This window comes from Streptomyces sp. CT34, from assembly GCF_000805335.1.
GTDB lineage: Bacteria > Actinomycetota > Actinomycetes > Streptomycetales > Streptomycetaceae > Streptomyces.
Genome location: NZ_KN708638.1, coordinates 6061850 through 6072445 on the forward strand (window position 1 = coordinate 6061850; position 10596 = coordinate 6072445).

General features: G+C 72.5%; 10 protein-coding genes and 2 pseudogenes. 3 read left to right on the forward strand and 9 right to left on the reverse strand.

Going from position 1 to position 10596, the window contains the following annotated elements:
* Positions 1-418 precede the first annotated feature (418 nt).
* Both RZ84_RS26500 and RZ84_RS26505 read left to right on the forward strand, forming a co-directional pair.
* The gene (locus RZ84_RS26500; RefSeq protein ID WP_052230165.1) at positions 419-1195 is read left to right on the forward strand and encodes an AzlC family ABC transporter permease; all 777 of its coding nucleotides are present in this window, start codon (positions 419-421) and stop codon (positions 1193-1195) included.
* Positions 1192-1500 (forward strand): AzlD domain-containing protein, encoded by a 309-nt coding sequence (locus tag RZ84_RS26505; RefSeq protein ID WP_043266402.1) that lies wholly within the window; start codon positions 1192-1194, stop codon positions 1498-1500. Before RZ84_RS26500 ends, RZ84_RS26505 begins: the two co-directional genes overlap by 4 nt.
* A 25-nt stretch (positions 1501-1525) precedes the next feature.
* Here the strand turns inward: RZ84_RS26505 and RZ84_RS26510 are convergent, their stop codons facing one another.
* The 4 genes from RZ84_RS26510 to RZ84_RS26525 all read right to left on the reverse strand — a co-directional run bounded on the left by RZ84_RS26510 (position 1526) and on the right by RZ84_RS26525 (position 5775).
* Positions 1526-2449: a hypothetical protein gene (locus RZ84_RS26510; protein WP_043266403.1), complete on the reverse strand. Its 924-nt coding sequence runs from the start codon at positions 2447-2449 to the stop codon at positions 1526-1528.
* A gap of 653 nt (positions 2450-3102) precedes the next feature.
* Positions 3103-4242: a TerD family protein gene (locus RZ84_RS42385; protein ID WP_043266404.1), complete on the reverse strand. Its 1140-nt coding sequence runs from the start codon at positions 4240-4242 to the stop codon at positions 3103-3105.
* Positions 4243-4461: 219 nt separating this feature from the next.
* Complete coding sequence (locus RZ84_RS26520; RefSeq protein ID WP_043266405.1) at positions 4462-5130, reverse strand: transglycosylase SLT domain-containing protein; 669 nt, start codon at positions 5128-5130, stop codon at positions 4462-4464.
* Between the two features lie 66 nt (positions 5131-5196).
* The gene (locus RZ84_RS26525; RefSeq protein WP_043266406.1) at positions 5197-5775 is read right to left on the reverse strand and encodes a TerD family protein; all 579 of its coding nucleotides are present in this window, start codon (positions 5773-5775) and stop codon (positions 5197-5199) included.
* A gap of 183 nt (positions 5776-5958) precedes the next feature.
* On the opposite strand from RZ84_RS26525, the gene RZ84_RS26530 reads away from it, so the two are divergent.
* Positions 5959-6393 (forward strand): sec-independent translocase, encoded by a 435-nt coding sequence (locus tag RZ84_RS26530; RefSeq protein ID WP_043266407.1) that lies wholly within the window; start codon positions 5959-5961, stop codon positions 6391-6393.
* Positions 6394-6425: 32 nt separating this feature from the next.
* Here RZ84_RS26530 and RZ84_RS26535 read toward each other — a convergent pair whose 3' ends face one another.
* The 5 genes and pseudogenes from RZ84_RS26535 to RZ84_RS41740 all read right to left on the reverse strand — a co-directional run.
* On the reverse strand, positions 6426-6782 hold the full coding sequence (locus tag RZ84_RS26535) for an ArsR/SmtB family transcription factor (RefSeq protein WP_043270895.1): 357 nt from the start codon (positions 6780-6782) through the stop codon (positions 6426-6428).
* 253 nt (positions 6783-7035) lie between these two features.
* Positions 7036-8709 carry an LCP family protein gene (locus RZ84_RS26540; protein WP_052230166.1) on the reverse strand — a complete coding sequence of 558 codons (1674 nt, stop codon included), beginning with the start codon at positions 8707-8709 and terminating at the stop codon, positions 7036-7038.
* Positions 8702-9298 carry a DUF6542 domain-containing protein gene (locus tag RZ84_RS42520; protein WP_347232790.1) on the reverse strand — a complete coding sequence of 199 codons (597 nt, stop codon included), beginning with the start codon at positions 9296-9298 and terminating at the stop codon, positions 8702-8704. Before RZ84_RS42520 ends, RZ84_RS26540 begins: the two co-directional genes overlap by 8 nt.
* Before the next feature lie 355 nt (positions 9299-9653).
* A pseudogene (locus RZ84_RS26550) lies at positions 9654-9938 on the reverse strand (winged helix-turn-helix domain-containing protein); the annotation flags it as partial.
* Positions 9939-10064: 126 nt separating this feature from the next.
* A pseudogene (locus tag RZ84_RS41740) lies at positions 10065-10596 on the reverse strand (manganese transporter); the annotation flags it as partial.

A 10596-nucleotide genomic window follows, 5' to 3' on the forward strand; every position in this document is an offset into this window, starting at 1 on the left:
ACCCGGATCGTCGGGGTCCCACCGGGCGCCTACCGCCGGGAGCGTGCGGCGGCGGACCGGCCGGACGGCGGCATCCCCGTGTGACCGAGGCGCGGTCGCGCGCCTACGGGGGCGGTCGGGAGGTCCTGGCGATGGTGGGGGAGGAGCGGGTCATCCGCGGTCGCGCGCATACGGGGCGGGAGTGTCGTGTCTACGGGAGCGTCGCGCCCGCGGGAGCTTCGCGTCTACGGGAGCGTCGCGTCCGCGGGTGCAAGAACGTACAAGACCGCCCCGGACGCGTCCTCTTAGGGTCCGGGGCGTGGCAGACCAGGCAGAGCAGACAGCGCAGACAGAAGATCGGGAACGGGCGGCACCCGCGGGGACGGCGGGGCAATCCGGGACCGCGGGGGAATCCGGGACGGCAGCGGCAGCAGGGGCGGTGGCGGGACCCGCCAAGGAGCCGGCCGCGCCGCCGTCCCGGCCGGGCGCGGACCGGCCCGACTCCGCCGTCATCAGGGACGCGTTGGGAGTCGGCGTCGCCGTCGGGCTCTCCGGCTTCGCCTTCGGGGTGACCTCCACCGGCGCCGGGCTCGGCGTCTGGCAGACCTGCGCGCTGAGCCTGCTGGTCTTCACCGGAGCCTCGCAGTTCGCACTGGTCGGCGCGCTCGCCGCGGGCGGCAACCCGCTCACCGCCGCCGCCGGGGCGTTCTTCCTCGGCGTCCGCAACGCCTTCTACGGGCTGCGGCTGTCCGCTCTCCTCGGCTACCGGGGCGCGTTCCGGCCGCTCGCCGCCCACTGGGTCATCGACGAGACCTCGGCCGTCGCCCTCGCCCAGCCCGACCGGCACCGCGCCCGGCTCGGCTTCACCGTCACCGGACTGACCCTCTACGTCCTGTGGAACCTCACCACCCTCGGCGGCGCCCTGGGGGCCGAGGCGCTCGGTGACACCGCCGCCTGGGGCCTGGACGGGGCCGCCCCCGCGGTCTTCCTGGCGCTGCTCGCGCCGATGCTGAAGACCGCCGTCGAGCGGGCCGCGGCCGGCCTCGCCGTCCTGCTGCTGATGGCGACGCTCCCGGTGCTGCCCGCGGGCGTGCCGGTGCTGCTGGCGGCGCTCGCCGCGCCCGCCGTCCTCGCCGTCCAGGGGTGGCGCGGGCGCGCGGCCACCGGGGGACGCGACACCGCGCACCACCGCACCACCGGGGAGGATCGGGCATGAACGTCTGGATCGCGATCGGCGTCACCGCCGCCGGCTGCTACCTGGTCAAGTTCCTCGGCCTGTCGGCGCCCGCCGGCGTCCTGGAACGCCCGCTGGTGCGGCGGCTGGCCGCGCTGCTCCCGGTGGCGCTGCTGGCCGCCCTCACCGCCCAGGAGACCTTCAGCGACGGGCAGCACCTGATGCTCGACGCCAGGGCCGCCGGGGTGGCCGCGGCGGCCGTCGCGCTCGTCCTGCGGGCGCCGTTCCTGCTCGTCGTCGGTGTGGCGGTCGCGGTGACCGCAGGAGTGCGGGCGCTCGGCGGGTGACCGCCCCCGGTGCGGCCCCGGCGCCTCAGGCCATCGGCCGCCCGTACGCCCGGAGGGTGTGCAGCGCCTCCAGCGTCACCATCGGGCGGCCCTCCAGGGCCGTACCGGGCGCCCACGCCCGCCAGTTGACGGGCCAGCCGCCGTCGTCCTCCTGGAGGGAGACGAGGTGGTCCAGCGCCACGTCCATCTCCTTGTCGGTGAACCAGCCGCGGGCCAGCGAGTCGGGCGAGGGTGCGAAGTGGTACGCGAGGTGGTGCTCCCCGGGGGCGTACCCGGCCGCGACCGGGACTTCCGCCGCCCGCTCCGGATCCAGCAGGACCAGGCCCTGCTCCCGGACGATCCGGCCCAGCCGCCGCGCCGCCGCCGCTGCCCGGGGCCGGTCCGGGGCGCCGTTCAGGAAGGCCAGTGCCGCCTCGGCCTCGTAGGGGTGGGTCTCCTCCAGGGACTCCACGGCCGCCCAGCAGTAGTCCGTGGCCCGGAACAGCCAGGCGTGCCACACCTGGTTGCGGTGCAGCACCCCCACCACCGGGCCGGTCGCCAGCAGCGCGCTCGGCGGATCGTCCACCACCGGGATCCACGGCGCGGCCGGGTAGCCGCGCAACGAGGGATGCACCGCCGGCAGCGCTCCCTCCGGCGTCGAGATCCGGGTCAGATAGCGGCAGATCCGCTCCACCTGGCGGCCGTCGCAGCGCCCGATGCGGTCGAGGACCTTCAGCGCGTGCGCGGTGTGCAGCGGCTGGCTCACCGGACCGCGCAGATCGGGCTCCAGGGCGTGGCCGAAGCCGTCGTCGTCGTTGCGGTAGGCGGCGAGCGCGGTCTCGACCGGGTCCGCTGCGCCGCCGAGGAAGTGGTACGCGAAGAGCCGCTGCTCCAGCACCCGGGCGGTCAGCCAGACGAAGCGCTCGGCGCGCGCCAGGAGAGTCGATGAGGGGCTTACGTTTTCGGCCATGGCCTGACCGTAGGGCTGAATTCCTCCGCCGGCACGGGCCCGCGGCCCGCTGCCCTCCGAGGGCGGGATCCTCACGGCATGCGGTTGACGGTCTTCCGGCAGCTCCGGGGCGTCTCCAGCGGTGGTACGGGGATTGCGGGTTGCCGGCGCGCGTGCTGCGATGCGGCACGTGACGGTCCAACGACCGCTCGGCAGACGCCTCTTCGTGGACCTCGCGCGGATCGCCTCCGCGCCGAGTCGTCCGATGGACTGCCGACTCGGCGGCAATTCGCCCTTTTTCGCACCTATCGCCCTCCCGCTTCGGCCTCGCACGCCATCGTTCCGGCCGCAGCGCTCGTGCCCCGTCCTCGTGCCCGGTCCTCGTGCCCCGCGTGTGCGCCGTCCCGGCCGCGCTCCCGTTTCGTGCATGCCGTTTCCGACTCCTGGAGCCGACTCATGCCCCTCGCAGAACCCGCGCACCCGCCTTCGCCACCGCCCTGGCCGCCGTTCTCGGCAGCGTTCTCGGCAGCGCGGCGACGGACCGGCCGCACCGCCGCCCGCCAACCCCTCGGTGAGCGGCCGGCCCGGCGCGGCCACCCGGAACGCGCCGGCGCCCGGCCGCCCGCCGAGGGGCGGGGCCGGGCGCCGGAGGAACGGTCACGCGGACCGGCGGGTCACTCGTACTCGTCGCCGTACTCGTCGCCCTCGTAGATGTAGTTGTTGACGACCTCGACCTGGGGCTCGTCGTCGCTGAAGGCTTCGTTGAGCAGCGCACCGCCCACCAGGCCGGCCGCACCGGCGCCGAGGAGCGCGCCGGTGCCGAAGCGCCGGCCGCCCTGCTGGGGGCCGCCCTGCTGCGGGTACCCCTGCGGGGCCTGCTGGGGGTAGCCCTGCTGCGCCGACTGCGGGTAGCCCGCCTGGGCCGGGGTGTAGAACGGCGGCGTGGTGGTCTGGATCCGCTGCGCGCAGCCGCCGCAGGTCTGGATCTGGCGGGCCACGCCCCACTGCGGGGACCACATCACGGGCGTCATCCCCGGGCCGTGGTTGGGGTCGAAGAAGCAGGTCATGTCGGAACTTCCTGTCGATTGCGGTGATGAGGCGGCGGTGAGGCCGGATCCGGACGGCTCCGCGCCGGCGGCGGACGCCACAGGAAGGGACGCCACGGTGGGCGTGGGCGTTGCAGCAGAGGCGGACTGTCCGGAAGCTGGGGGATGCGCGGCGCCGGGTCCGGCCGCCGGGGCGGGGCGCAGGACGTCGACGCCGAAGTCCTGCGCGATGCCGGCGAGCCCGGAGGCGTAGCCCTGGCCGATGGCGCGGAACTTCCAGTCCGCGCCGTGGCGGTAGAGCTCGCCGAAGATCATGGCGGTCTCCGTGGCGGCCTCGCCGGCCAGGTCGTAGCGGGCGAGCTCGGTGCCGCTGTCCTGGTCGAGCACCCGGATATAGGCGCTGCGGAGCTGGCCGAAGTTGTGCCGGCGCTGCTCGGCCTCGTAGAGGGAGACCGGGAAGACGATCCTGGCGACCTCGGGCGGGACCGAGGGGAGGCGGACCTCGATCTGCTCGTTGTCATCGCCGCCGGCCGGGCCGTTGCCGGAGTGCCGCACCGAACCGTCGGGGCTGAGGTTGTTGAAGAAGACGAAGTGCCGGTCCGAGAGGACCCTGCCGGAGGCGTCGCACAGCAGCGCGCTGGCGTCCAGGTCGTGGTCGACCCCGGCGGCGGTGCCCACCTGCCAGCCCAGCCCCACCTTCACGGCGGTCAGACCGGGGGCCTGCTTGCTGAGCGACACATTGCCACCCTTGGTCAGGGCCACGCCCATGAGCTTCCTCCTCCACTGTCCCGGCTTCCGGCGTCCGTCGGCTACAACGCGAGGGAAAACGGCAGGGTTCCCCGCCTTGCGCAATGCCTAAAGTATGCAGCTGAGGCCACATCAGACGATCGCCGCCACCCTGTTTTGGCGCACTGCCTACGCGGCCGGGCGGCTGCCGCGGGCCCTGGGCCGGGACATACGGGCGCCGCCCCCTCATCCGGGCCGCCGTCACGGCGCGACGGCCCTATCCGCCTTCCCCCAGTTGTCGTGCAGCCGGTCCAGATAGGACCGCGCCTGGCTCCCCGGCGGCACACCGCGGGCGAACGCCCGCATGTTGCCCGCCCCGGCGTTGTACCCGAGTGCCAGCAACTCGTCCCGCGAGTACGAGGCGGACCGGTGGGCCGGCAGCTGCCCGGCCAGATCGTGCAGGTACCACGCCGCCGCCTCGATGGCGAGATTCCGGTCGTCGGGCAGTTCGTCCCACTTCCGGCCGGCGAAGTCGCGCCCCCGCTTGACCTCGTCGAAGGTGGCCCGGTGCATGTTCGCTACACCGAAGGCGGCGTCGGCCTTGTACCGCTGCCAGGCGCGCTCGAAGGCGGGATCGTGCGGCTTGTACGCCTCGTTGTAGAGGATCGCCATCACCAGCCGCGGTGCCACGCCGGCCCGGTCCGCGTACCTGCGCACCGCAGCCGCGCAGTCCGCCGGGTCGTACGCCGGGCCGGGCCGCGCCGTGGTCGGACCGCCGCCGGGCGGCTGCGACTGTGCGGCGGTCGGCGTCGCAGCGGGGGCCGGTGCGCCGCCCCGGGGGGAACCACCGTCGGTGTGCACCATGGCCCATACGGCCAGGGCGACGCCCGGCAGGACGAGCCATCGCCACCGCACCCGGGAATCTGCCATACCTCACTCTCTCAGGTACGGGCAACCGGCCGGCGCCGTCCGGCGGGCCGGGCGCACTGCCGTGCCTCAGCCGACGTTCACCCCGAAGTCCTGGGCGATCCCGCGCAGGCCCGAGGCGTAGCCCTGGCCGATCGCGCGGAACTTCCACTCCGCGCCGTGGCGGTAGACCTCGCCGAACACCATGGCGGTCTCCGTGGACGCGTCCTCCGTGAGGTCGTAGCGGGCTATCTCCTGGCCGTTGGCGTGGTTGACCACCCGGATGAAGGCGTTGCGCACCTGGCCGAAGCTCTGGCCGCGCTGTTCGGCCTCGTAGATGGAGACCGGGAAGACGATCTTGGCGACCTCGGCCGGGACCGAGCTGAGGTTGATCTCGATCTGCTCGTCGTCGCCGTGGCTGCCGCCGGTGAGGTTGTCGCCGGAGTGCACCACGGAACCGTCCGGGCTGCTGAGGTTGTTGAAGAAGACGAAGTGCCGGTCGGAGACGACCTTGCCCGACTGCGCGCAGAGCAGTGCGGAGGCGTCCAGGTCGTAATCCGCGCCCGTGGTGGTGCGGACGGCCCAACCCAGGCCGACCGTCACGGCGCTGAGGCCCGGGGCCTCCTTGCTGAGCGAGACATTGCCGCCCTTGGACAGGGTCACACCCATGAAAAACCCTCCACCAGTCCGGTGCCTGTGTGCTGTCGTTCCTGACAACGAGGGGGAACCCCTCCGTGGTTCCATGATTGCGCAACCACTAAAATGTCTTACGGGCAGGTAGGTGGGCGGCGCGGGCGGGCAACGGCAGGCGGCGCGCGGCGGGCGCGACGGGAACGGTCAGGGAGCGGCAGGATGTTCTTCGGTATGAGCACCGCCGATCTGCTCGTCATCGGCCTGATCGGGGTGGTGCTCTTCGGCCCGGACAAACTGCCGGAGTTCATCCGTAACGTCACCGGGTTCCTGCGCAAGGTACGGGAGTACTCGGAGAACGCGAAACAGGAAGTGCGCTCCGAACTCGGCCCGGAATTCAAGGACTTCGAGTTCGAGGACCTGCATCCCAGGAACTTCGTCCGCAAGCAGCTGCTCCAGGGCGACGGCCTCGGTCTCGGCGAGCTCCGCGACGCCCTCGACCTGCGGCGCGAGGCGGACCTCCTGGAGGAGCCGGCCGCGGCCGGGCGCGGTGCGCGCGACACCGGCGCCGCCCCGGACCGGGTGGACCTCCGCAAGGGCGACCGCGCGGACGCGCCCCACGGGGACCGCCCGCCCTTCGACACCGACGCGACCTGACGGCCGTCCGTAGCGGGCCCTATAGGCGTATCTCAGGCGCCGATGTGCCGCAGACGGGGCGGCGCTTGCTGCCCCGGGCGGGCGGCCAGCTGCCGGAACAGGAGCCGGACCACCGCCACCACGTCAGGGTCGTCGACGAGGTAGACCACCCGCCGGCCCTCGCGGCGCGAGCGCACCAGTCCGGCCAGCTTCAGCTTGGACAGGTGCTGGCTCACCGCCGGCAGCGCGCCGCCCACCCGCTCGGCCAGCCCGCTGACGTCGCTCTCGCCCTGGGCCAGTGCCCACACGATGTGCAGACGCGGGGGAGAGGCCAGCAGACCGAACATCGCCGCCGCCTCGGCCAGCACCTCGGCGGACGGATCGGCCGTGGACTGGGCACCCCCGCCCATGCGTTCGACGCTCTTCACCACTGCGACTCTCCCCGTGTCATGGCCCCCGGACCGCCCAGTCTAGGCGCCGCGCCGTACGGCCCTCCGGCCGCGGCCGGACGTCTGCCCCCATCGCGGATCAAAGGGGTCACGAACTGCTGCAACGTCAGACACGGACGTCGGTGTGGACGTCTGATGCGCACGTCGGATGGGGCCTGCGCCGCGGCCGGTGGAACGGCAGACACCCGCCCGCCCCACCGGCCGCACCGATGCGTCAGTTGACGCAGGGGATGCCGCCCTCCTTGACGGAGTCGCCCGCGAAGGCGTTCGACGGGACCGGGGACGGCGCGCCGCCCGAGCCCTTGCTGTCGTCGGAGCTGCCGGAGCCCCCGGAGGAGCTGTCCGAGCCGCTCGCGGGCGGCCCGGTGTAGTCCTTGCCGAGGACGACATGGACGTGTCCGGCGGGGACGGCCGACGAGGAGACGGCCGAGCCCGTACCCAGCTTCGAGGCGATCTGCTGCCCGGCCTCCTGGGCGCCCGCCCCGTAGACCACGGTGGTCTTCTGCCGGGGTGCGAAGTTGGTCGCCTTGCCGGCCGTGTAGCCCATGCCGGTCAGCGCCTTGAGCTCCTCGGCCGCGCCGCCGGTCTTGCCGGAACCGTTGAGGACGTCGACGGTGGCCGGCGCGGCCTTCGTCGACGGGGACGACTTGCCGCCGTCCGAGCTGCTCGAGTTGCCGGAGGACCCGGACTTGCCGCCGATCATCGACTGCACGATGGCCTGGATCTTCGGGACGTCGACGAGGTTCACGGACTCGCGGTTGCGGGTGCCGAAGCCGGCGATGGGCAGGGTGTGGAACTCGACGTTCCCGCCCGTGAGGTTGGTGGCCTGCTGCGCGAAGTCCAGGACATCGAATTTGCTGTCGATGACCAGGTCCTTCTTCACCACGTCGAACAGCCCCTGGAGCTTGCCCAGGTCGCCGAACACCCCCTGGCTCTTCAGCTTGTGGGTCACCGACGAGATGAACGCCTGCTGGCGGTGGGTGCGGTCCAGGTCACCGTTGTCGAGGCCGTGCCGCTGCCGCACGAACGCCAGCGCCTGCTTGGGGTTGAGCTGCTGGTGACCCGCGCCGAAGTCGGCACCGGAGTACCGGTCCTTGACCGGGTGCTTCAGGCACACCTCGATCGGCTGGAGCACCTTGGCGATGTCGTAGAAGCCCAGCAGGTTGACCTCGGCGAAGTGGTCGATCGGCACCTGGAGCAGGTTCTGGACGGTCGCCAGCGTCGCCTCCCGGCCGGCCTCCCGGCTCTTGGCCTCCAGGTCGGCGCCCTTGAGGCCCTGGGCGGAGAGCTTGTCGTGGGCGACCGTGTAGGCGTTGCCGTACGCCTCCTTGATCTTGAAGTGCCCCTGGGAGCTGCCGTCGCCGTTGAGCGTCTGCACATAGTCGTCGCGCGGGACGGAGAACGCGGTGACCTTCCCGCCGTCCGCGGGAATGTGCATCAGGATCAGGGTGTTGGTGTTGTAGTACCCGATGTCGCTGGAGCCGGCGTGCAGCTGGTCCTTGACGAACTCCCGCGGCAAGTCGTTGCCGTTCATGTCCTTGCGGGAATCCAGGCCGATCAGCAGCAGGTTGACCGAGTTGTCCAGGTGCTTGGGCGCGTTCTTGCCGCCGATGGCGCTGAGCGCGTCGGAGGTGTTCAGCCCGCTGCTCACCCAGTTGTACGCCGCCCAGGACACCCCGCTCGCCAGCAGGATGAGCCCCGAGGAGAGCGCGAGCGCGGTCCGTCCCACGACGACGAGCGGCGAGCGCCGCGGTCCGCGGCGTCCCGTACCGCCGGCCGACTGGCGCCGGGCGGCCCGGCCGCCCGTTCCACCGTGCTCCTCGGGCTCCCGCCCGTAGGGGCTCGACCCGTACGGACTCCGCCCGTACGGATTCTGCTCGTCACGCACCGCTGTTCCTCCTGCTCCCGTTCCGCCCGCTTTGCCGCCTGGTCCCGACGAGCCGTACCACCAGCACGACGATCAGCACGATCTCCGCCGCCGCCATGGCGGGGAAGCCGTCCACGGCCCAGCGCACCGCCGCGGTGGTCAGTCCCTTGCCCTGCGCGGTGGTGGTCCCCGCGACCTGCTCACAGGCCACTGTGATCACCGCCACAACCAGCGGGGGAGCAGATATCAGCCACCACGCGCCCGGGCGCGTGCACGCCTTCGCCGCCAGGGCGGCCCCGATCGCCGCGGCGATCGCGAACACCCATCCCGGCCGTGAGGTGATCGCCATGTCGGCCAGTGCACCCACGACCGCCAGGCCCAGCGCCACCAGAGCCGCTCTGCCCCCGCGGCCCTGTCTGGCCGCTCTGTCCGCACGCGACGAACGGGCGCCGTCGTGGCCGGCCCGGCCGGAGTACCGGCCGTCATCCGGTCCCGGGCGCTGCGTCCCCCGGCGTCGTGGGCCCGGGACCTGGCGTGACGCCTGTCCCGGGTCTCGCGCCAGGTCGTCGTACCCGTTAGGGGTCTCGGTGCGCTGACCTGTCATTCGCATCCCTCATACGGCCGACCGACGTGTCGGTCGCGTGTGCCTTCTGCCCGGCGGCAGAAGATGGCGATTCCGGCGGGAAAGACGCTGGACGCGCCGAGCCGGTTGCTATGTTGACTGCTTAATTGCGCAATCTAGCAAGTGTGGAGTCCGGCCTGAAAAGGTACCCGACCACGAGCCGCCCTCCTCCCGCGCCCGTCGGCCGACCCCTCCGACCAGCGGAGAGGCGGTGCCGGGCCCCGGTGGGAACCGGGTGTACGGGCCGGGTGGGCGGCGCCGGGCAGTGCCCATACCGCACCTCCTTCCGTCCCGCGGTCACTCCGGTGTACCCGGTGAACCTGTGAGGACGGTCCAGCACAGGTCAAGAAACCCGTGCAGGATCGTAGAGATACCCGACCTGGCGCACGGTGGCAATGGCCGCGCGGTGTGCCGGGCCGATCTTCCGCCGCAGCCGGGCGATATGGACGTCCACGGTCCGTATGTCGCCGACCGCGGGCTGTCGCCACACCTGGACCATCAGCTGCTTGCGGCTGTACACCTGCCGGGGATGCGCGGTCAGGTGTGCCAGGAGCTCGAACTCCAGATACGTCAGCTTGAGGGGCCGCCCGTCGACCGCGGCGGTCCGCAGGTCGCGGTCGACCGTGAGGCCGCCCCGGGTCGGGGGCGCGGCAGGGGACCGGGGTCGGGGGCAGAGGGTGCGGAGTGCGATGGCCCTGGGGTAGCGCACGGGCATGGTTCTGCTCCTTGGGTTCGGCGGCTGCGGTGTGCGCGCTCACTGCGCGAGCGCGACCTGGACGATCTTGACGACGACCAGGACCATCGCGATGAGCAGGTAGGTGCGTAGGGCGCCCATGCCGAGCTTGCGTGCGGTGGACATGACCGGTGTGGTGAGCGTGTCCAGTGGGGGCATCCGCCAACTCTCCTTGCCGGTGCGGTCGATCGGGTCTTCCTTGGTGCCGGTGCGGCGGCGGGTGAAGGCGTATCCGGCTGCGAGGACTCCGAGGACGCCGCAGGCGGCCATGATGTCGAGGATCGCGGTGGAGTTGATGTCGGGGAAGAGGACCGAGGCGGTCAGGATGATGGAGAGGGTGACCAGGACTCCGACCACCGCGGCGGTGAAGGCGTTGGTCTTGGGGCCGTTGACCCAGGGGCCCAGGACGGCCTTGTCGTTGCAGAGCAGCAGCAGGAAGACGGTGGCGGAGGGCAGCAGCACTCCGGCGAGGGTCTGCACGCCGGTGGTGAGCAGGCCGAGGGGGGAGCCGGGGATGAGGACGATCGTGGCGGCCACCGCGACCAGGCCGGCG